Source organism: Actinophytocola oryzae (genome assembly GCF_004364325.1).
Taxonomy (GTDB): domain Bacteria; phylum Actinomycetota; class Actinomycetes; order Mycobacteriales; family Pseudonocardiaceae; genus Actinophytocola; species Actinophytocola oryzae.
Genome location: NZ_SOCP01000001.1, coordinates 729,594 through 750,427, shown reverse-complemented (window position 1 = coordinate 750,427; position 20,834 = coordinate 729,594). Strand labels below are relative to the sequence as shown.

At 71.6% G+C, this 20,834-nt stretch carries 17 protein-coding genes; 6 read left to right on the top strand and 11 right to left on the bottom strand.

Going from position 1 to position 20,834, the window contains the following annotated elements:
- Nucleotides 1-10 precede the first annotated feature (10 nt).
- From CLV71_RS03180 to CLV71_RS03170, 3 genes are read right to left on the bottom strand one after another with little or no spacing between them, the layout of a single operon-like run.
- Nucleotides 11-874: a fumarylacetoacetate hydrolase family protein gene (locus tag CLV71_RS03180; RefSeq protein ID WP_133901001.1), complete on the bottom strand. Its 864-nt coding sequence runs from the start codon at nucleotides 872-874 to the stop codon at nucleotides 11-13.
- Nucleotides 874-1,749, bottom strand: coding sequence for a Gfo/Idh/MocA family protein (locus tag CLV71_RS48355; protein WP_133901000.1), 876 nt, complete (start codon nucleotides 1,747-1,749; stop codon nucleotides 874-876). The genes CLV71_RS03180 and CLV71_RS48355 overlap by 1 nt, the downstream gene beginning before the upstream one ends.
- A complete protein-coding gene (locus CLV71_RS03170; RefSeq protein WP_166663901.1) occupies nucleotides 1,746-2,762 on the bottom strand; it encodes a Gfo/Idh/MocA family protein in 1,017 nt (338 codons plus the stop codon). Before CLV71_RS03170 ends, CLV71_RS48355 begins: the two co-directional genes overlap by 4 nt.
- Before the next feature lie 122 nt (nucleotides 2,763-2,884).
- On the opposite strand from CLV71_RS03170, the gene CLV71_RS03165 reads away from it, so the two are divergent.
- The 3 genes from CLV71_RS03165 to CLV71_RS03160 all read left to right on the top strand — a co-directional run bounded on the left by CLV71_RS03165 (nucleotide 2,885) and on the right by CLV71_RS03160 (nucleotide 8,437).
- On the top strand, nucleotides 2,885-4,198 hold the full coding sequence (locus CLV71_RS03165; protein ID WP_133900998.1) for an aspartate aminotransferase family protein: 1,314 nt from the start codon (nucleotides 2,885-2,887) through the stop codon (nucleotides 4,196-4,198).
- A gap of 206 nt (nucleotides 4,199-4,404) precedes the next feature.
- A complete protein-coding gene (locus tag CLV71_RS47440) occupies nucleotides 4,405-6,387 on the top strand; it encodes a hypothetical protein (protein WP_166663900.1) in 1,983 nt (660 codons plus the stop codon).
- 4 nt (nucleotides 6,388-6,391) lie between these two features.
- Entirely contained in the window at nucleotides 6,392-8,437 is a 2,046-nt protein-coding gene (locus tag CLV71_RS03160; RefSeq protein ID WP_166663899.1) for an alpha-galactosidase, read from the top strand.
- A gap of 166 nt (nucleotides 8,438-8,603) precedes the next feature.
- On the opposite strand, the gene CLV71_RS03155 is transcribed toward CLV71_RS03160, so the two are convergent.
- A complete protein-coding gene (locus CLV71_RS03155) occupies nucleotides 8,604-9,311 on the bottom strand; it encodes a cutinase family protein (RefSeq protein WP_166663898.1) in 708 nt (235 codons plus the stop codon).
- Nucleotides 9,312-9,599: 288 nt separating this feature from the next.
- Here CLV71_RS03155 and CLV71_RS03150 point away from each other — a divergent pair, with 288 nt between their 5' ends.
- Both CLV71_RS03150 and CLV71_RS03145 read left to right on the top strand, forming a co-directional pair.
- Entirely contained in the window at nucleotides 9,600-9,986 is a 387-nt protein-coding gene (locus tag CLV71_RS03150) for a VOC family protein (RefSeq protein WP_133900995.1), read from the top strand.
- Entirely contained in the window at nucleotides 9,983-10,597 is a 615-nt protein-coding gene (locus CLV71_RS03145) for a TetR/AcrR family transcriptional regulator (RefSeq protein ID WP_133900994.1), read from the top strand. Before CLV71_RS03150 ends, CLV71_RS03145 begins: the two co-directional genes overlap by 4 nt.
- Before the next feature lie 83 nt (nucleotides 10,598-10,680).
- On the opposite strand, the gene CLV71_RS03140 is transcribed toward CLV71_RS03145, so the two are convergent.
- Nucleotides 10,681-13,632, bottom strand: coding sequence for a hypothetical protein (locus tag CLV71_RS03140; protein WP_208297354.1), 2,952 nt, complete (start codon nucleotides 13,630-13,632; stop codon nucleotides 10,681-10,683).
- Between the two features lie 26 nt (nucleotides 13,633-13,658).
- Entirely contained in the window at nucleotides 13,659-14,606 is a 948-nt protein-coding gene (locus CLV71_RS03135) for an NADP-dependent oxidoreductase (RefSeq protein WP_133900992.1), read from the bottom strand.
- 49 nt (nucleotides 14,607-14,655) lie between these two features.
- On the opposite strand from CLV71_RS03135, the gene CLV71_RS03130 reads away from it, so the two are divergent.
- Entirely contained in the window at nucleotides 14,656-15,282 is a 627-nt protein-coding gene (locus CLV71_RS03130; RefSeq protein WP_243866194.1) for a TetR/AcrR family transcriptional regulator, read from the top strand.
- Here the strand turns inward: CLV71_RS03130 and CLV71_RS03125 are convergent.
- The 5 genes from CLV71_RS03125 to CLV71_RS03105 all read right to left on the bottom strand — a co-directional run bounded on the left by CLV71_RS03125 (nucleotide 15,279) and on the right by CLV71_RS03105 (nucleotide 20,560).
- The gene (locus tag CLV71_RS03125; RefSeq protein ID WP_133900990.1) at nucleotides 15,279-15,950 is read right to left on the bottom strand and encodes a DUF7822 domain-containing protein; all 672 of its coding nucleotides are present in this window, start codon (nucleotides 15,948-15,950) and stop codon (nucleotides 15,279-15,281) included. The two genes, CLV71_RS03130 and CLV71_RS03125, sit on opposite strands and share 4 nt — an antisense overlap.
- 20 nt (nucleotides 15,951-15,970) lie before the next feature.
- Nucleotides 15,971-16,990 (bottom strand): LLM class flavin-dependent oxidoreductase, encoded by a 1,020-nt coding sequence (locus tag CLV71_RS03120; RefSeq protein ID WP_133900989.1) that lies wholly within the window; start codon nucleotides 16,988-16,990, stop codon nucleotides 15,971-15,973.
- A gap of 166 nt (nucleotides 16,991-17,156) precedes the next feature.
- Nucleotides 17,157-17,885: a hypothetical protein gene (locus tag CLV71_RS03115; protein ID WP_133900988.1), complete on the bottom strand. Its 729-nt coding sequence runs from the start codon at nucleotides 17,883-17,885 to the stop codon at nucleotides 17,157-17,159.
- Between the two features lie 48 nt (nucleotides 17,886-17,933).
- Nucleotides 17,934-18,956, bottom strand: a complete 1,023-nt coding sequence (gene speB / locus CLV71_RS03110) for an agmatinase (protein ID WP_133900987.1) — start codon at nucleotides 18,954-18,956, stop codon at nucleotides 17,934-17,936.
- A gap of 20 nt (nucleotides 18,957-18,976) precedes the next feature.
- Nucleotides 18,977-20,560: an alpha/beta hydrolase gene (locus tag CLV71_RS03105; protein WP_243866193.1), complete on the bottom strand. Its 1,584-nt coding sequence runs from the start codon at nucleotides 20,558-20,560 to the stop codon at nucleotides 18,977-18,979.
- Nucleotides 20,561-20,834: the final 274 nt, after the last annotated feature.

Below are 20,834 nucleotides of genomic sequence, written 5' to 3'. Positions count from 1 at the left end.
AGGAAGGAGCCTAGGCGACCGTGTTGCGCAGCGTGCCGAGCGGGCCGACGGTGACGGTCAGCTCGTCACCGGAGGCCAGGTACTGGCCGCCTGCCGCGCCGACGCCGGAGGGGGTGCCGGTCTGGATCACGTCGCCCGGTTCGAGGGTCATCACCCGCGACGCGTGGGCCACCAGCTCGGCGACCGTGAAGATCATGTCCTTGGTGGACCCGTGTTGCTTCGACTCTCCGTTGACCTCGAGGTCGACCGACAGTGCCTGCGGGTCGGGCACCTCGTCGGCCGACACCAGCCACGGGCCGAGCGGGGCGAACCCGTCGCACCACTTGCCCGCGAGCCAGTCGAAGAACCAGACGGCCTTGTCCTCGGTGTCACGCTCGTAGCCGAGGTCGATCGAGCGGGCGGACACGTCGTTGGAGCTCAGGTAGCCGGCGACCACGTCGAGTGCGTCCTCGACGGAGACGTGGCGGGCACGCCTGCCGATGACGACGGCCAGCTCGGCCTCCCAGTCGACCTCCTTGCTGATGTCCGGGAGCGGGATCGCCGCGTCCGGGCCGACGATGGAGCTGGACGGCTTGAGGAACAGCCTCGGCGAGATGTGGGACTTGTCGAGCGGCTCGCCGCCGGTCTCGGTGACGTGGTCCTGGTAGTTGGCCGCGGCGGCGAGGAGCTTGCCGGGCCGCAGCAACGGGGCCAGCAGCTCGACGTCGGCCAGGGCGTGCTCGCCGGTCGCGGCCGGCAGGGCGGCCTCGGTCAGGGGGAACACCGCGTCGAGGAGGCCGACGAGGTCGCCGTCGCCCAGCTCGGCGACCCGGTCGCCGTCGGTTAGCCTGCCGTGCCGCACGGCACCCGCGCGGCGGTAGGTGACGAGACGCATCAGCGACCCTCCAGTGTGGTCGGTTGGCCGGAGTCGAGTGAGCGTTGGGCCGCCTCGACCACGCGCTGGGCACGGATGGCGTCGGCCGCGCCCAGTTCGGCGCGGCCGGTGCGCACGCCTGCCGACAGCACGTCGAGCAGTGCGTCGACCGTGTTCGGGCCGGTCCACACGCCGTTCGTGCCCGTCGCGGTGCGCACCCGGACGGCGGGCTTGGTGGCGTCCACGGCGAGCACGCCGTGGGAGCCGCTGATCCGGTAGCGGTGCACGGCGAGGCCCGAGGGGCGGACTCCGCCGAGCCCGGTCGTGCGTCCACACAGGATCGTGCTGGTGACGCCGTGGTCGTGGTCGAGCAGCAGGGTGACGAGGTCAGCACCGCCGACCGCGTGCACGCGGCGCACCTCGAGGCCGAGCAGGGCGTGGACGGCGTCGATCGGGTAGAGCGCGAGGTTGACCAGCTCGCCGGTCGGCGCGGGGTCGCCGCCCGCGGCGAGGAAGTCGCACTGGACGTTCCACGGCAACCCGACCCGGCCGCCCCGGACCGCGGCGGCGGCCGAGCGCAGTGCGGCGCCGAGCCGGGGGTGGTGGGCCGGGACGACGAGGACGCCGTGTTCGTCGGCGAGCCTGGCGATGTCCTCGCAGTCGGCGAGGGTCGCGGCCATCGGCTTGTCGGCCAGCACGTGCTTGCCCGCGCGGATGACACGCCCGATGGCCTCGGCCCGCTCGTCCAGTGGCACGGCGACGCTCACGACCTCGGCCTTGGCGAGGTCGTCGACCAGCTGGAAGTCCGGGTGCGCCTCGAACGCCGGCCGGTACATGGCGTTCTGGTGGTCCTGGCTGCCGATGCCCGCGGTGCCCTCCAGGTAGACGGTGATCACGCGGCGGCTCCAAGCGAGATCGGGCGACCAGCCAGGATCGACTCCTCGACGGCGACCGCCAGCTCGACCGCGCGGACCGCGTCGGCGACCGGCATGGCGGGTGGCGCGCCGCCGATCGTGTCCAACCAGGACTCGAACTGGGCGCCGAACCCGTCCACACCCGAGGCGGGCACGAGACCGGTGCCGCCCTCGGTGTACAGGAAGGCGGACTCGTCGGCCCACTCCTCGGCGATGATCCCGCCCGACCCGACGACCTGCAGCTCACGCAGGCCGAACGAGCCGGGCCGGTGGGCCCTGCTCATCTCCAGCACCGCGACGGCGCCGCCCGCGTACTCGACGACCATCTCCAGGTAGTCGTTGATGCGGAGCTCGGCGGCGGTCTGGTGGCGGCCCCTGGCGTACACGCGGACGGGGTCGCCGGACAACCACCAGGTGGCGAGGTCGAGCACGTGGACGCCGTTGTGCAGTGCGTGGCCGCCGGAGGCGACGGGGTCGGCGGCCCAGGCGTCCCAGCCGGTCCAGATCCAGCCACCGAGGATGGAGAGGCGGACGTGGGCGGGGCGGCCGACCGCGCCCGAGTCGATGGCGTCCTTGACCGTGCGGCCGTAGCCGTGGTGGCGGTGCGAGTGGGCCGCGGTGAGCACCCGGCCCGCGGCGGCGAACGCGTCCGCGAGGGACTGTGCGTCGGCGATGGTCGTGGCCAGGGGTTTCTCGATGAGCAGGTGCTTGCCCGCCGCGGCGACGGCGGCGCCGATGCCGAGGTGGGTGTGGTTGGGGGTGCAGACGACGACGGCGTCGACGTCCGGCCAGGCGAGCGCCTCGGCCAGGTCGTCGGTGTGGGGGACGGCGCCGTGGGACCGGGAGAAGGCCGCGGCACGGCCCGGGTCGGTGTCGACGATCCCCGCCAGGTGAGCGCGTGCGCTCGCGGTGACGGCGGCGGCGTGCACATCGGCGATGAAGCCCGCGCCCACGAGCAGTGTGCCGATCCGACTCGGCACGGAACGTTGTTCCATGTCGGACATCCTGAGTTCGACCGGCAGACATGTCAAGGCGGAACGTGACCTTCGCACGTTGCTCGCAGGTAAAACATGGAACGCCTTGCCATGTCCTCCGGGGCTCATCTAGCGTCGCCGGTATGCCAAGCTCTGCACACCCGCGTGGTCAGGCGATCGCGGACGCCGCCGCCCGCGTGATCCCCGGCGGCGTCAACTCCTCGACGCGCTACATCGGTGCCCCGTACTCCTTCGCCTCGGCGGAGGGCGCGTACGTCGTCGACGCCGACGGCAACCGCTACCTCGACTACCACGCCGCGTTCGGCGCGATCCTCCTCGGTCACAACGCCGCCGTGGTCAACGACGCCGTACGTGCCACGATCGGCGGGATCGACCTCGTCGGCCTCGGCGTGACGGAGGGGGAGGTCGCGCTCGCGGAGCGGGTCGTCGAGATCATCCCGTCTGCCGAGTCGATGATCGCGACGATGAGCGGCTCGGAGGCCGTCGCGCAGGCGATCCGGCTGGCCCGCGGGGTCACCGGGCGGGACCTGGTGGTGAAGTTCCAGGGCGGTTTCCACGGCTGGTCGGACGCCGTGGCCCGCAACGTCATCTCCGCGCCGGACAAGGCGTACGGCAGCGACCCCCTGTCGAGCGGGATCCTCCCGCAGGCCCTCGACTCGACGCTGATCGCGGAGTTCAACGACCTCGACTCGGTCACCGCGCTGTTCGACCAGTACCCGGACCGGGTCGCCGCCGTCATCATGGAGCCCATCCCCCACAACGTGGGCGCACTGCTGCCGACCACCGAGTTCGTCTCGGGCCTGCGCAAGCTCACCGAGGTCAACGACGCACTGCTGATCTTCGACGAGGTGATCACCGGGCTGCGGCACTCGCTGGGCGGCTACCAGGAGGTCATCGGCATCACGCCCGACCTCACGACGTTCGGCAAGGGCCTGGCCAACGGGTACGCCTCCGGTGGCGTCGCGGGCCGCCGGGACCTGATGGAGCACTTCAACGGGCGCACCGGGGACGTGCTGCTCGCGGGCACGTTCAACGGCAACCCGATCGGCTGCGCCGCGGCGCTCGCCACGATCGGCTACCTGCAGGAACACCCGGACTTCTACGAGCGCACGTTCGCGCTCGGCGACCGGATGCGCACCGGCCTGACCGAGATCGTGACCGAACTGGACATCGAGGCGACCGCCCTGGGCTTCGGCGGGGTGTTCGTCCTCTACTTCACCAAGCCGCCGATCCTCGGCTACCGGGACCTGATGCGCAACAACGACGAGGCCTACGTCGCGTTCCACCGCGGCATGACCGAGCGCGGCTTCCTGATGCTGCCCATGGCGTTGAAGCGCAACCACATCTCGGGCGCGCACACGGCCGAGGACGTGGACCGCACCCTCGACGCGGCCCGTGACGTGCTCGTCGAGCTGCGGGCCACCGGGACTGTCTAGCCTGCCCCATGGTTCTTTGTGCGAGTTCTGCGCCTGATCAACAGTTGTCTCAGGGGAACGTGACGGCACCCAGCCACGATCCGCCTCGATAACCGCACGTCGGCTGGGACGCGACCCACACGCAGACTTGCGGGGAGGCGGGATTGACATGGAACGGTGTGCCATACAGGGTGAGCGGCATTCCCCGCCGTCCCGTTGGAGGGCCCATGAGACTTCGCAAACCCCTGCTGGCAACGCTGATCATCGTGACCGCGGCCGCCGTGCTGCCCGCGTCGGCGTCCGGCCAGACCCCACCGAACACCGTGGACACCACAACCGGGCTCCTGCCCAACGGCGGCTTCGACATGGGCGACCGGTCGGGTCACCCGATCGCGTGGGCCGTGGACGGCAACTCCGCCGGCGCCACGGTCGTCAACCTCGCCGCCTACCGCACGGCGGGCCTCGGCTCGCTGCAGACCACCAACACGGCGGGTGCGAGCCTGAGCGTGACCGGCCAGCGCATCGTCGCCGCGCCCGGCAACGACTTCACGCTGACCGCGCGGCTCAAGGGCAGGAGCGGCGTGCCGCCGACGCTGTCGCTGGTGTTCACGAGCTTCGAGAACACCGTGCTGGACACGCGGGCGGTGAGCCCGACGGCCAACCTGGACTGGCAGACGGTCACGGTCACCGGCGTCGCACCCGCCAACACGTCGAACGTGTCCGTGCGCATCGCCGCGACCCCCGACCAGGTGGGCCAGTACTACTGGGACCAGGTCACACTGGTGAAGGCACCCGCACCCTACGACCCGGCGCTGGGCACGGCACGTGAGCTGTTCCTCGACGACTACCGCATCGAGTCCACGAAGGACGTCGGCCGCGTCGTGCACCCGGCGAAGAAGCTGCCGGACCCGATCATCTCGCCGGACAAGCCGTGGGAGTCCTCCGCCTACATCTACGGCTCGGTCTTCAAGATCGGCGACGTGTACCGGATGTGGTACGACTGCAACAACGACGTCGCCCCCGGCTACTACCTCTGCTACGCGGAGAGCCGTGACGGCGTCCACTGGAACAAGCCGCTCGGGCGCGGAAACATCGGCTACAAGGACATCCCGGCGTCGAAGACGAACCTGATCATCGCGGGTGGCGGCACGATCGCCTACAACCCCACCGCCGCACCGGACCGCCGGTTCGCGTTGATGCAGTTCAAGTCCGGCGTCGTCAACGACACGCTCGGCTACTACGTCTACTTCTCGCCGGACGGCTACACCTGGACCTCGGGCGGCGAACGACCGGTGCTGCTCGACGGCGACGTGTCCAACGTGACGTGGGACTCCCGCACCAGGCAGTACGTCGCCACGATCAAGAAGCGGATGTTCACCTCCGGCACGCCGGGCATCTACAACCGGTCCGCGTTCCTGTCCACCAGCAAGGACTTCCTGAACTGGACCACCCCGGTGCTCGCGGTCAGCGGCGACTACGCCGACACCGGTGCGGCACAGGCACTCGGTGGCCTGGAGGGTCAGATCTACGGCATGCCAGTGCTTCCCTACGAGAGCACGAACATCGGTCTGCCGTGGGTCTTCCTGATCACCAACTACACCGTGGGTTCGCAGTCCGGCGCGGGTGCCGGCCCGGTCCTGCCGGAGGTCGCGTCCTCGCGTGACCTCGTCAACTGGAGCCGCCCGGTGCGCGACCCCGTGCTGACGCCCGGCCAGCCCGGCGCGTGGGACGACGGCGCGCTCTACACGGCGTCCAACGCACTGGTCACCGACCGCACGGTCACGATGTACTACGGCGCGTTCAACGCCGACCACGGCGGGCCGGACCTCACCGACCCGAACCACGTCGACTACCTCGGGCAGAGCGGCATGGCGACCTGGCGCCGCGACGGGTTCGTGTCGATGACCAACGCGTCCCGCCCGCACAGCGGCGACCCCGGGTTCGTCGTCACGAAGCCGGTGACGTTCACGGGATCCACGCTGAACGTGAACACGGTCGTCCGCAACGGCGGGTCGGTGAAGGTCGAGGTCCTCGACGCGGCCACCAACCAGGTGATCCCCGGCTTCACGTCGAAGCCGGTCACGGGTGACCAGTACGGCGCGGAGGTCAAGTGGACCGGCCACGTGCGACTGTCCACACTGGCCGGCAAGCAGGTCAAGTTCCGCTTCTCCCTGGCGGGCGCGGACCTCTACTCCTACTGGGTGCGGTGACACGGTGATCTACCGGGACGAACCGTCCGGGGCGTATCTGCTCACCGGCGACGGGTTCGGTTACGCACTCGCCGTCGGGCCGGACGGCTCGCCCCGGCACCTGCACTGGGGTGGGCCGCTCGACCCGGCCGACCTCGCACGGCTGCTCGACGACGCGGGTGCGGCCCGCGTCGGCTCCAACACGTGGTCCCGACCCCGGGCCCACACCGAGGAGCTGGTGACCGCAGGCGGCGCCCGGTTCGACGACCACGCGGTCGCGCTCGCCGAGGCACCGTTCGACCCCCGGCTCGTCGGGTCCGAGGTGGACGGTGACCGGCTGACCATCCGGCTGGCCGACGGCACCCTGGCCGTGACGCTGCGGTACGAGGTCCGCGGGCCGGCACTGGTCCGGGGGCTCGAGCTGCACAACGCGGGCGACGAGCCGGTCACGGTCACCCGCGCGGCCTCGGCCACCTGGCCGGTCCCCTGGCAGGTCGGCTACCACGCGACGACCCTGGGCGGCGGGTACGCGGCGGAGACCACGCTCCGCCGCGTGCCGCTCGGGCCGGGCAAGCTGGTCCTGGAGTCGCGGCGCGGCCTCCCGGGGCACGCGTTCCAGCCGTGGCTCGCGATCGACGACGACGCGGGCGAGGAACACGGCGACGTGTGGAGTGTCGCCGTGGCCCACGGTGGCTCGTGGCGGATCGCCGCCGAACTCTCCGGCGACGGGCACCTGCACGTCACCGCGGGCGCGGGCGACGCGGTCCTGCGCCTGGCACCGGGCGAGCGGCTGACGCTGCCCGACACCGTCGGCGTGTACAGCCCGGCAGGCCGGGCCGGGCTCACGCACCGCTGGCACGACTACGAGCGCGGGCACGTCCTCGCCCGGCCCCACGAGGTCCGGCCGGTCCTCTACAACTCGTGGGAGTCGACGTTCTTCGCCGTCGACCACGACGAGCAGGTCGCGCTCGCCCGGCAGGCCCGTGAGCTGGGCGTGGAGCTGTTCGTGGTGGACGACGGCTGGTTCACCGACCGCGACGACGAACGTGGCGGCCTCGGCGACTGGCGGGCCGACCCGGCCAAGCTGCCGGGCGGCGTGGCCGCGCTGGCCGACGAGGTGCACGCGCTGGGCATGCGGTTCGGGCTGTGGGTGGAGCCGGAGTCGGTCAACCCCAGTACTGACCTGTACCGCGACCACCCCGACTGGGTGTACCGCTGGCCCGACCGGGAGCCGACCGCGATCCGGCACAGCCACGGCCTGGACTTCGGCAACCCCGCTGTGCGCGGCTGGGCGTTCGAGACACTGCACGCGCTGGTGCGCGACGGTCACGTCGACTACCTCAAGTGGGACCTCAACCGGTCGCTCACCGACGCCCCCGCGACCGCGTCCCACCGCCACGAGACCGGGTTCCGCGAGGTCGTGGACCGTCTGCGTGCGGCGAACCCCGACCTGTGGCTCGAGACGTGTGCCTCCGGGGGCGGCCGGGCCGACCTCGCGACGCTGTCCCGGTTCGAGTTCGCGTGGCCGAGCGACAACACCGACGCGTTCGAGCGCCTGGGGATCCAGGACGGGTACGCGTTCGTCCACTCGCCACAGACGATGTCGTGCTGGGTGACGGACTCCCCCGGCTACCTGTCCAAGCGGCCGGTGCCGCTGGCGTTCCGGTGCCACGTCGCGATGACCGGCACCCTGGGCATCGGCGGCAGGCTGGCCGACTGGACCGAGGCGGAGCTGGCGGAGGCAGGCGCGCACGTCGCGCGGTACAAACAGATCCGGGAGACCGTCCAGCTCGGCAGGCGACACCGCCTGCGCACCGACCCCGACCGGACCGCCGTGTGCCACGTCGCGCGGGACGGCGGCCAGGTCGCCGTGTTCGTCTTCGCCCGCACCGTGCGCCAGAGCCACCTCGACCCGCCGATCCGTCTGAGGGGTCTCGACCCCGGGGCTCGGTACCGGGACGACGCGACGAACACCACCTACACCGGCGCGTTCCTGACCCACCACGGCCTGCGGCCCGTCCTGGCCGGCGACTACGCCAGCGCCCTGGTCGTGCTCAGCAGACTGGCCTGAGGGCGTAGTCGCCGCGGTGGCCCGGAAGGGGCTCCGGGCCACCGTGACACGCCCGGCACACCAGTACACCGATCTCGCCGGAACGACCGCCGCATCTGAGCCGAAAGCGGGATCGGCAGATCGTGCCCCGGGACGTTCTCCGTTGGTCTGAACACCTCGGTCTTGTTCAGCCGCCTATCTTGCCGAGCACGAAATCGGTGGCGTCGTCCTTGTAGCGGTTCATGTAGGTGAGGTGCACAGTGGTGCTCACACCGCTGTCGCAGAAGGTGTCGCGGGCGTCGCAGAAGGCCTGGACGCGGTCCGCGAACCCGGCGAGGGTCTGCAGCTGGGCGGCCGAGCGGGGGAACCGGCCGTTCTTGGTGGAGGTGCCGACGTCGAACGCCTGGTCCACCACGTGGCGCGGGTCGCCGAAGGTGGCGACCGCGGACACGTGGCTCGCGATGGCCGGGTCGATCGGCGGGGTCGCCGCGCCGAGCAGGCCACCACCGCCGCCACCGAGCACGTCGAGCACCACGTGGGCGCCCTGGGAGTAGCCGGCCAGCACGATCTTCTGGTCGGGGCACTGTTGTACCTGGTCGGTGAGCTGCTTGGTCAGCGCGGTGACGCCCTGTGCCGAGCTGCGCTGGTAGTTCTGCAGCGTCGCGGGGTAGTCGACGGACTCCCTGCTGACGCTCTGGTCGGACGAGTTCACGATCTGCGTCACGAGGGCGCCGGTGATGCCCTCGCCGGGGCGTTCGGTCGAGGCCCTGGCCGTGATCACGTCCACGTCGGCGCAGCCGGCACCACGCGCGGGGGCCGCGCTCGCCAGGTCCAACCCGACGATGGCCGCGGCGGCGAGCCCGCCGGTGACGGCGATCGCGAGAACTCCGTACAACCACCGTCTCGATTTGTGGGAATGAGCTGGTCTCACAGCGACACTCCTGTTCCTTCTCGAGGGACAGCGGCAAAATGAGATGTCCTGCTCTGCCGCTGATGAGTGAGCGTGCTTAATGCGTTCGTGATAAGCGGTGCGTCGATGCGATCACCGCACTATCTACACGGGACACCGCTATTACCGGTTCACGAGGATGGCGTGGTCTGACGTCTGGCGCACGGTTGACCGTCGCTCTCGGACCTGGTTACGATCCGAATCGATTCGGATCGAAACTGGAGGAGGACAGTCGTGAAGGTCGTGGAGTTCGATCACCTGGTGCTGAACGTGGCGGATGTGGAGCGGGCGTTGGACTTCTACACCGGGCCGCTCGGCCTGGAGCCGGAGCGCGTCGAGGAGTGGCGGGCGGGGAAGGTGCCGTTCCCGTCGGTGCGGGTCACCGAGCGGACGATCATCGACCTGGTGCGCAAGCCGAGGACGGAGTCGAACGTGGACCACATCTGCCTGGTGGTCGAGCCGCTGGACTGGCAGGAAGTGATCGACGCGGGCACGTTCACGGTGCTGGAGGGCCCGGTCGGCCGGTACGGCGCGCGCGGTGACGCGACGTCGGTCTACGTGCGCGACCCCGACGGCAACACGGTCGAGCTGCGCTGGTACCCGCAGGACGTGCCCGCGTGAGCCCAGGCCGGCCCAGGGACGCCTCGATCGACGGGGCCGTGCTCGCCGCGACCGTCGACCTGCTCCGCGAACGCGGGTGGTCGGGGTTCGCGGTCGAGGCGGTGGCGACCAGGGCCGGCACCACGAAGGCGGCGATCCGCAGGCGCTGGCCGTCACGCCAGCGGCTCGCCGTCGACGCGCTCGCCACACTGCTCGACACCCCGGAGGTGCCGGACAACGCCTGCACCCGCTGCGACCTGATCGCGAGCGTCGACCTGCTGACCGAGCTGCTCCACGACCGCCTGCCACCCGGCGTGCTCGCCGCGCTGCTGGCCGACTGCACCGAGACCGAGCTGCGCGAGTACCTCGTGAACACGCTGATCGCGCCGAGCCGGGACGCGGCCCGCACCGCGGTGGACAGGGCGGTCGGCCGGGGCGAGCTGCGGGAGGACGTCGGCCCGGCGCTGGTGGTCGACCTGCTGGCGTCGGCGGTCTACCAGCGGGTCCTGTTCGGCGCGGCCCCGCAGGACGCCCGCACGCTCGTGGACGTGCTCCTGCGTGGCGTGGCCGTGGACTTCGACCGGCTGCTGTGGATCAGCCGCCAGCCCAAAGAGGCCCGCCACCACCACTAACCCGCCGACCCCACCCCCACCCCCACCCCCGCCCCGCCCCGCCCCCGTCCCGCCCCCGCCTGCTTGCACTGAAGGACTCCTTCCTAACGCCCAGCGTTACGAAGGGCCCCTTCAGTACGTCCCAGTGCGGCTCCCGCCACCACGAGGACGGCGCCCGCGGCGGTGGCGATGGCCGGGATGTTCGTGGGGATTCCCAGGTAGACCGTGATGCCCAGGATGCGGTGCAGGCCCCACGGCAACAGGGCCAGCTGGTCGTTCCACACGGTCAGCGCCTGTTCGGCACCCATGACCGTGACGAGCCCGCCCAGCACCGTGACCGCCGCGCCCGCCGCGAGCAGCAGGCGCCCGATCACGCGACGACGCGACAGGCCGTAGGCGGTACGCAGCACCACGTACGTGCTCGCGAACACCGCCAGGAACAACGCGAACGCGACGGTGACGTACACCGACCGGGCCGTGGGGTCGGTCCAGAAGCTGTACCAGTAGTGTCCGGGACCCCGCAGCACGAGTGCCGCCAGCAGGAGCGCCGTGCGGACCAGCGCGACGCCGCCGATCGCGGCCGCCAGGAGGAACGGGTCACGGGTCAGCAGCCGCAGCACGAGCGAGAACAGCAGCCACGCACCGAGCACCAGCACGAGGTGCGCGGGCGCGGCGAACGACGTCTGGATGGCACGGCTCAGCACCACCGCCGCACCGGGCACCACCCACACCAGCAGCCGGTCGGCACGCGTCGGGGTGTCCCGCAGCCCGGCCAGGCGCCACGGACGGGTCGACGCCGTCCACAGCGCGCGGGCCCAGAGCCTTCGCCGGAACACGAACACCAGCAACAGGAGCACGAGCAGCCCTCTGGCGAGCCACGCCATCGTCGCGTCGCGTTCCGCGCGGGACAGGCCGAGGTCGGCGGCCGTGAGGTTGTAGGCGGGCAGGTCGCGGTCGTCGCCGTAGCGGGCCAGGTGGTCGGCACGGGCCCGCTGGTACTCCGAAGCCGCGGTGTGCCACGCCTGCGCCGCCTCGGCCGACCCGGTGTCCAGCCACTCGGCGTGGCGCAGCATCGTCGTGCGGTACGCGGAAAGCAGCTCGAACAGGTTCACCTGGTAGTCGAGGGTGTCCAGGAAGTGCTTGCGCAGGGCGGGATCCCGCCACGACGCCGCGTCCGTCGACGCGACGAGGTCACGCATGCGGCGGGTGTCGGCCACGGCCTCGGCGCCCTCGTCGATCGCCGTCGACAGGTGGTCGCGGCTCACCACGTAGATCGTGTCCCACACGGCGCTGTCGCCGGTCACGATGTCCCACTCGAAGATCCACATCATCGGTGGCGGCTCCAGGCCGAGTGCCTTCACCGACAGGTCCGCGTACGGGCCGATGTAGAGGCCCTTGGTGACGGCCTCACGTGAGAGGGCCATGGTCGCGCCCAGGGTCGCGACCGTGTCCGGGTCGTAGGAGAACGTGGCCCGCAGCCAGTCGGCGGTCGCGGTCGACGGGTCGGTGTCCGGGTCCCACGCGAGGCGCCCGGTGAGGTAGGTGTTGAGGTCGTAGAGCTGCCAGAAGCCCTGACGCAGCAACAGGGTCCGCGGGCCGGCCAGTAGCGGTCCGCCGCCCTGCGCCCACGACCACACGCCCTGCACGTTCGGGTTCTCGGCGAGGAACGTCCGCAGTGCCAGCTGGTTCAGCGGGCCGAGGTCGTTCGGAAGGGCGCCGAAGTCCTCGAACTCCCTGCGGGACTGGAACTCCACGATCCGGCGCTGGGTGCCGTGCAGGAGGGTCTCGTTGAGCGGCAGGTGGCTGTAGAAGTCGCCTGCCGAGTACTTGGTGGACACGACGAGGTGGTCGTCGTGCAGGTCGCCGAGCACCTCGTCGTAGGCCGCGGTGCTGGTGTGCAGGTCGCCGACCGCGCCGATGCCGACGCTCCAGGTCCGGAAGATGACGTCCTTGTCCGCCTGTCCCGCGACGGACAGGAACGACCGCAGCATCGCGCGGACGGCGGCCGGGGTGGTGACCGCGATCTCGGACGAGTAGTCCCAGCCGGGCAGCTGGTAGGCGGCGCCGCCCTCGCCGATCCGGACCATCAGCCCGGCCACGAACGGCATCCGGTCGAACAGCTCACGCAGTCCCGCCCGGTAGACCTGCCAGAGCCGGTCGTCCTCGGTGTCCATGCCGGCTACCCGGTCGAGGTGGTCACGCAGCGGTGGGGACAACGCGAGCATGTCGGTCTGCATGAACACCTTCATGCCGAGGTCGGCGGCGTAACGCCACACGGGGGCGAACGCGTCGACCATGGCCTCGGCACGCGCGAGGTGCGGGTCGCCGTCGGCGTAGACGCCTTCGCCCCGGAAGGTGACGTACTCGAGGAAGCCGGGGACGACGACCGCGTTGTAGCCCTGCGCCAGCGCGTGCCGGACCAGCTCGCGGTACTGGCCCGCGATGCGGTCGACGGCGGCCCGGTCGACGTAGGGGGCGTCCGGGAGGATCGCCGAGCCGACGACGTCGGAGTTCAGCGAGTAGTCGGTGCCGGTGGCGTAGCGGGCCGGCTCGTCGGGCAGGCCGACCGCGCCGAGGTCGGTGAGCCGCAGCCCGAGCCGGGGCGTGACCGTCCCGGCAGGAAGGGCCGCACCGGACCGGATGCGGTCGGCCACCGCGTACAGCCCGGCGGCCGCGCCTGCCGGGGTGCCCGCGGCGACCGTGAGCCCGTCGACGCGGTAGGACTCGCCGGTCAGGGTGGCGTCGACCCGGGTGGTGAGCACGGGTCCTGGGCCTGGGCCGACGTGTGGGCGGGGTGCGCCCCGGGCCACGAGCGCGTCCGCGACCGCATCGGCGGCCAGACGCAGGCGCTGGTCGTCGGGCACCAGGATCGACCCGATCGCGGGGAGGGACGCGAGCGCCGTCGCGGGAGCCGGGTTCGCGTGCTCGACCGGCACGTCCGCGACCCGCATGCTCAGCCCGAGAGCGCCGTTGACCTGCCAGGCCACCACGGCCCCGAGTCCACACAGGACGACCACCGATGCCAGCACCCGCCACCAGCGGTGATCCGCTCCCATGTGGACATCCTGACCCATTCCACCGGTTACACCAGCACGATCTTTCCGCCGGCGTGGCGGGTCTCGCTCAGCTCGTGTGCCGCCGCGGCCTCGGCCAGCGGGAACACCGCCCCCACCCGCACCCGCAGCCGGCCCTGCTCGGCGAGCCCGACCGCGATGTCGAGGCCGTGCACCGCGAGCGGGTCCGCCGCGGCGCCGACGGCGGCACCCGTCTCCTCCGCAGGCGCGCCGTGTGACATGTGCACGCCGTGGGCCGCCGCGGCGAAGTCGGCGATCGTCACCACGCGTGCCGGGGACCCGGCGATGGTGATCAGGTCGGGCAGCGCCCCGCCCGCGCAGTCGACGACGGCGTCCACCCCGTCCGTTGCGATGACCAGGACCCGGTCGACGAGGCCAGGCCCGTACGTCGTCGGCGTCGCGCCGAGGGAACGCAGGTACGCCTGGTTGTGCTCGCCCGCCGTGCCGATGACGACGGCGCCACGCGCGACCGCGAACTGGACGACGACCGAGCCCGCCCCGCCGGACGCGCCGTGCACCAGCACGGTCTGCCCGGCGCCGACCGCGAGCCGGTCGAGGACCCTGGCGGCCGTCTCGGCACTGCCCGCGGCGCCACCGGCCTCCTCCCAGCTCCACCCGGCCGGCTTGGGTGCCCACGCGGCCAGGACCGCGTACTCGGCGTTGGCGCCGCGAGCGGTCATGGTGCCCATGCCGAACACCTCGTCGCCGATGGCCACATCCGTCACGCCGTCGCCGACCTCGTCCACCACGCCCGCCGCGTCGAAGCCGGTCCGGTACGGGAACGTCGTGGGCAGCACGTCACGCAGCATCCCGGAACGGACGTAGGTCTCCCCCGCCGAGATCCCCGACGCCCGCACGGCGACGCGGATCTGACCGGGACCGGCGTGTGGCTCCTCGATGTCGGCGACGTGCACGACGCTCGGTGGGCCGTACTCGCTGAACTGGACTGCTCTCATGATTCGGAACGTAACGGAGCACCCCGTCCGTTTGGCTAAAGTAAGAGTGGTGACGGCCGAAGTGACTCACCAGCTGCGCTCGGACGCCCGCGACAACCGGGTGCGGATCCTCGCGGTCGCCCGCGCGGCCTTCGCCGCCGACGGCCTCGACGTGCCGATCCGGGAGATCGCGCGGCGCGCACAGGTCGGCGTCGCGACCGTCTACCGGCACTTCCCGACCAAGGAGGCACTGTTCGCCGCCGCCTTCGCCGAGGCGATGGCCACCTGTTCGACGATCGTCGAGGAGGGCCTGGCGGCGGCCGACCCGTGGCGCGGTTTCTGCCTGGTGATCGAGAAGCTGATGGCGGTGCACGCCCTCGACCGGGGCTTCTCCCGCGCGTTCACCTCGCGGCTCCCCCAGGCGGTCGACTTCTTCACCCAGGACCGCGACCGCTCGCTGCGCCTGATCCTCGAACTGGTCCGGCGCGCGAAGGAGACGGGTGAGCTGCGGTCGGACCTCGTACTGGAGGACCTCGTCATGGCACTGATGGCGAACGAGGGCATCCGCGCCGAGTCATCCGAGCTGAGAGCGGCGGCGTCACGCCGGTTCGCGGCCCTGATGATCCAGTCGTTCCGGGCGAACCCGGTCGCGGAACCACTGCCGCCCGCCGTCCGGCTGCCGCTGTCGGCGCACTAGCTGTTGGCCTCGAACTCGGCCTTGTTCCACAGCTCGAAGTAGAGGACGTCGGTCCACCAGCTCACGCCGAGCGGGTTGGTCGTCCTGTCGCCCCGCACGTTGTCGAAGTCGTCGTCGAGGACGAGGCCGTGGAAGGGCGACTCGGGCTCGCTCGCGGCCGCCTTCGCCAGCGCCGCACCGGCCTCGGTGACGTCGTCGGGAAGCGCGTCGACGGCCGCGCCCACCCGCCCGCACAGGTCGATCTCCCGTTCGACGCTCGCACGCAGGCCGTCCCCGGACTCCTCCGTCATGCTGTCCAGCTCGATCGTCTCGAGCAGGAGGAAGCGGTCCCGGTGCTCGGCGAGGAACCGCTCGGTCTCGTCGAGAGCCACCGACAGCGCGGTCGAGCCGGTGACCGCCCGCACGGCCGCGAGGAGCTTCCGCAGCCGTGCGTGGCCCGCGTCGAACTCGCCGCTGATCGCGTGCAGGCGGGTCGGACGGTCGGGCGGGTCGTCCTCGAAGCCGTCGGAGACGAGCGACGCGCACAGCGCCGGGTCGCCGGACATGAGCACGCGGTAGGAGAACGGGACGGCGTAGGCCCATTCCGAGAGACCGCTGATCGTCTCGGGCCGGTCCGCGTAGGACCTCGGCCGGTTGCCGAGACTGTAGAGATAGGACCGGTTCGCCATGACCGGGATCGTAGCCGGGGTCAGCGCCAGCCGAGCCCGGGTGCGACGTGGGTGAGGATGTCCTCGATCAGGTGCGCGTTGTAGTCGACGCCGAGCTGGTTTGGCACGGTGAGCAGCAGGGTGTCGGCCTCGGCGATGGCCTCGTCCTCGGCAAGCTGGGACACGAGGACGTCCGGCTCGGCGGCGTAGGTGCGGCCGAAGATCGCCCTGGTCTCTGCGTCGATGTGGCCGATCTGGTCGGTGCTCTCGCCGCCGCCGAAGTACGCGTGGTCGAGGTCGGAGGTGAGCGCGAAGATGCTGCGCGACACGGACACGCGTGCCGTCCGCTGCCAGCCGGCGTCGGCCCAGGCCTTGCGGAAGGCACGGATTTGTTCGGCCTGCTGGACGTGGAAGGGTGCGCCGCCCTCGTCGTTCTTGAGGGTGGAGCTCATCAGGTTCATGCCGTGCTCGGCGGCCCACACGGCGGTGCCGTTGGAGCCCGCGCCCCACCAGATCCGTTCCCGAAGGCCGGGTGAGTGCGGTTCGACCCGCAGCAGCCCCGGCGGGTTGGCGAACATCGGCCGAGGGTTGGGCTGGGCGAAGCCCTTGCCTTCGAGGACCCTGAGCAGGACCTCGGCGTGCGTGCGGGCCATCTCGGCGTCGGTCTCGCCCTCCTGGGGTTCGTAGCCGAAGTACCGCCAGCCGTCGATGACCTGCTCGGGTGAGCCGCGGGAGATGCCGAGCTGGAGCCTGCCACCCGCGATGAGGTCGGCGGCACCCGCGTCCTCGGCCATGTACATCGGGTTCTCGTACCGCATGTCGATCACGCCGGTACCGATCTCGATGCGCTCGGTCTTCGCACCAATCGCGGCCAGCAGCGGGAACGGCGAGGCGAGCTGCCTGGCGAAGTGGTGCACCCGGAAGTGGGCGCCGTCCGCACCCAGCTCCTCGGCCGCCACGGCCAGGTCGACCGCCTGCAGCAACGCGTCCGCCGCGGACCTCGTCTGCGAGTGCGGACTGTCCGACCAGTGCCCGAAGGAGAGAAAGCCGATGTTCTTCACACCCGCACGAACGCCCCACCCCGCTGATTGATTCCTCAACTACCCGTCGCCCCGACCCCGTGCACTGAAGGACGCCTTCAGTACGGCCAGCGTTACGAAGGCTCCCTTCAGTACCCCCAGCGTTACGAAGGCTCCCTTCGGTACGGCCGGCGTTACGAAGGCGGGGTCAGGCGGGCACCTGTGCGTGCAGCCAGCGGTCACCCGCGCGGGCGGCGCGTTTGAGTGCCGAGCGTTCGCCGAGGTAGTCCCCCGCCATGCCGACGACGGGCAGCATGCCGAGCGCTCGGTGGTAGAAGCGGCCCTGCGGGCGTTTCCCCAGCTCGTCCTGCACGGCCAACAGCAGCCTCCCCTGCCGCCACAGCCACTTGGCCGCCGGTTTCACCCCCAGCTTCCGCCCGGTTTCCGGCGCGGGCGTCACCTCGGCCTCCGTCCCCCCACCCGCGGCCACCGCCGGGTCGATGTCACGCTCGAACAGCACCGACGCCAGCAGCCGGACCCGGGTCGCGCGGTCGTCCACACCGTGCTCACCCGCGATCGCGCACAGCAGCAGCCCCTGGCCGGCGGCACCGAGGATGTCCTGCAGCGGCAGCCGGTCACCCAGCGCACCCGCCAGGCCCGTGACCGACGCCGCGAGGGACGTCAGCCGCCCGACCCGGCTCACCCACCAGTCGGAGCGCTCCTCTGCCGACAACCGCGTCCACTTCGCCGTGCCCGGCCAGCGGACCTCGGCTATGCGGTCGCGCACCCGGTGCAACAACCCGTGGTCGACCTCGACGTCGTCCTCGGCCACCTCGACGTCGTCGGGTTCGCGCAGGCGGGGCAGCATCGGGTCACAGCCACGCACGAACGCGCGCAGCACCCCCGCGATGTGCTCGTCGGTGATGGGATCAGCCACGCCATACACATACCCCGAACCACGCCGTCGCATTCGTCCGTCCGGGCATCAGGTGTCCGTGCGGTCGGTGAGCAGCGGCAGGGACGGGTCCCACCGGGTGCCGTCGCGGGCGTCGCGCCCTCGGCGGGCGATCGCGGACAACGCCTCCAGCACCACGCGGTTGGCGAGCGCGGCGGTGATGTCGGCGTGGTCGTAGGGCGGGCTGACCTCCACCACGTCCACGCCGACGACCGGCAGCTCGAGGCAGATCCTGCGCACCGCGTCGAGCAGCTCGCGCGCCGTGAGACCACCCGGCTCCGGGGTGCCGGTGCCCGGCGCGTGCCCAGGGTCGCAGACGTCGATGTCCACGGACAGGAACACGCCGTCGCACTCGTCGGTCGCGATGGCGAAGGCCTCGGTCAGGCACTCCGCGAGACCCCGGTGCACGATCTCGGTCATCTCGTAGGACCGCATCCGCTGACCCGCCATCCAGTCCAGCGTCTCCGGCGGGGGCCAGTAGCCGCGCAACCCGATCTGCAGGAACCGGTCGCCACGCAGGGCACCGGACTCGATGAGCCTGCGCATCGGCTGGCCGTGCCCCCACAGCGAGCCGAACTCGATGTCGCCGGTGTCGGCGTGCGCGTCGAAGTGGAGCATGGACACGCGGCCGTGGCCGAGGACGTTCGCGACGCCCTTGGCGTCGGGGAACGCGATCGAGTGGTCACCACCGAGGACGACCGGGATCGCCCCCGCACGTGCCACGGTCTCCACGGCGGCCTCCAGCGCCCCGAGCGACCGCTCGATGTCGCCGCCGAACATCTCCACGTCCCCCGCGTCGACGACCCGCAGATCACGCAGGCCGTCGACGCGGAGGGCGAGGCTCGGGCGCGAGCCGTCGTGGGGCAGGTAGTCGGTCGTGCGGATCGCCTGCGGGCCGAACCGGGTGCCGGGCCGGTGCGACGTGCCGCCGTCGAACGGCGCACCGAGGACGACCACGTCGGCGCCCGCGAACGAGGCCCCGTCGGCCAGGTCGCAGCGGTCGACGCCGAGAAAGGTGACATCCGGCCCGTACTGGGCGCCGTAACGGCTCATGTCCCGCATCCTGTCACCGACTAACGCCTGACGTCCGCGCAGTTCACGTCGTCGTGCGGCAGGGTGCCCTCGGTCAGGAACGCCACGGTCGCCTCGTCCACGCACGCGGAGCCCGCGCCGTAGACGTAGTGGCCGCCGTTGTCGGCGCCGACGAAGGCCGCGCGGTTGCCCAGCACCCTGTGCAGGCCGACACCGTCGTCCCACGGCGTGGCGTTGTCCCTGCGGTTCTGCAGGATCAGCGTGTTGCGCGGGCCCTTGTCGGTCACGGTCACCGGCTTCTCGACCGGCTTCGGCCAGAACGCGCACGCCCAGATGTTGACGGGCATCCCCGCGGTGAGCGGCCACTTCTCCCGGTCGGCGGCGACCCGGTCGGTGTAGTCGTCCACGTCGTGGGACCACTGCGCGTCACCACAGGTCAGCGCGAGGAACATCGTGGCCTGGTTGTCCGAGGGCACGCCGGGGGTGGCGGGCGGCGCGGCGAACACCTGTCCCAGCACCGCGGCGTCGGCCTCGGTCGGCGCGCCGTCCGCGAGGTCGGCGACGGCCTTCCAGAACTGCGCGAGCACCGGCAGCGTCTCGTTGTGCAGCAGCAGGCTGTAGGTGACGCTGCGGAACAGCGACCCGCTCAGCGACTGCGGCGTGCCCGGCACGGGCGCGGGAGTGCGGTCCAGGCGGTCCGCGAGCGCGACGTAGGCCTGGGTGACCTCGTCCACGGTGCTACCCAGCCCGAGCGTGGCGTCCTGGGCCGCGGCGACGGCCGCCGCGTCCGGGAAGCGCTCCGACATGCCCTTGCCCCAGCTTTCCGCGGCACCCGCCCAGACCTTCGTCGGGTCCACGTTGCCCTCCAGGATCACCCGGTCGGCGCGCTTCGGGAACAGCGACTCGTACACGGCGCCGAGGTAGGTGCCGTAGGACTGGCCCCAGTAGGAGATCTTCTGCTCCCCCAACGCCTCCCGGACGCGGTCGAGGTCCCTCGCGGTGTTGGCCGTGGTGAAGTACCCGATCTTCTCGCCCTCTGCCGACGCGCACTTCCTCGCGTCCGCCCTGGCGTGGTCGACGTTCGCGGTGATCGAGCCGTCCGCCGCCGGGTACGGGAAGAGACCGGCCACGCTCGGGTCGTCGAGACCGCAGCTGAGCGGTGCGCTGTGCTCGACCCCGCGTGGGTCGAAGCCGACCAGGTCGTAGGCGTCGAGCACCGACGCGGGCAGGGTCGGCGCCATGACACCGGGCGTGTCCAGGCCCGGCAGTGCCGGGCCGCCCGGGTTCAGCACCAGGACACCGCGGCGTTTCCCGTGGCCGGACGCGGGCAGCTTCGACACCGCGATCTCGATCTTCTCGCCGTCCGCGTGCCGGTAGTCGAGCGGGACCCGCACCGTCGCGCAGGTCAGCCGGGGGTCGCGGGTGGCTCCCTCGGCGAGCGCGGGGCACTCGCCCCAGTTGAGGTGCGGCCTGGCCGCCGCCTCGGCGACGCTCGACGGCGCGTCCTCGTCGTCGTCCCACGCGTCGCCCCCGTCCGCGTCGCAGCCCGCGACCGCCGCTGCGGCGAGCCCCGCGGCCACCGCCACCCCGGCGAACCTCCGGGAGACCCCTGTCCCCCTTGACATGCGCGTCCTCATCGCCTGTGCCCTCCAGATCTCTCGGCGTGCCCCGACCGGCGTGCCCGACCGTTTCGACAGCGACGGCGAACCTAGTGAGAGACCCCCGGGCGGCGGGTCCCCTCTGCGTGGACAACCGATGTAGTCCTCACGGGGGATTCCGCGACGCCGCGACCCCCATAACCTGCACCGTGGCCGTCGAAAACCGCGCGGCCACGGACAACCGGAGGTACGCCCATGCCCGTCACCGCCCCCGGGCGCGCCAACCTGGTGTCACCGCCCC

Bases quoted from the DNA above. Each gene is read 5' to 3' on its own strand.
- CLV71_RS03135 (WP_133900992.1), bottom strand. From the start codon at position 14,606: ATGAGAGCAGTCCAGTTCAGCGAGTACGGCCCACCGAGCGTCGTGCAC.
- CLV71_RS03140 (WP_208297354.1), bottom strand. From the start codon at position 13,632: ATGGGAGCGGATCACCGCTGGTGGCGGGTGCTGGCATCGGTGGTCGTC.
- CLV71_RS03125 (WP_133900990.1), bottom strand. From the start codon at position 15,950: ATGGCGAACCGGTCCTATCTCTACAGTCTCGGCAACCGGCCGAGGTCC.
- CLV71_RS03180 (WP_133901001.1), bottom strand. From the start codon at position 874: ATGCGTCTCGTCACCTACCGCCGCGCGGGTGCCGTGCGGCACGGCAGG.
- CLV71_RS03170 (WP_166663901.1), bottom strand. From the start codon at position 2,762: ATGGAACAACGTTCCGTGCCGAGTCGGATCGGCACACTGCTCGTGGGC.
- speB (WP_133900987.1), bottom strand. From the start codon at position 18,956: ATGAGCCGTTACGGCGCCCAGTACGGGCCGGATGTCACCTTTCTCGGC.
- CLV71_RS03165 (WP_133900998.1), top strand. From the start codon at position 2,885: ATGCCAAGCTCTGCACACCCGCGTGGTCAGGCGATCGCGGACGCCGCC.
- CLV71_RS47440 (WP_166663900.1), top strand. From the start codon at position 4,405: ATGAGACTTCGCAAACCCCTGCTGGCAACGCTGATCATCGTGACCGCG.
- CLV71_RS03105 (WP_243866193.1), bottom strand. From the start codon at position 20,560: ATGTCAAGGGGGACAGGGGTCTCCCGGAGGTTCGCCGGGGTGGCGGTG.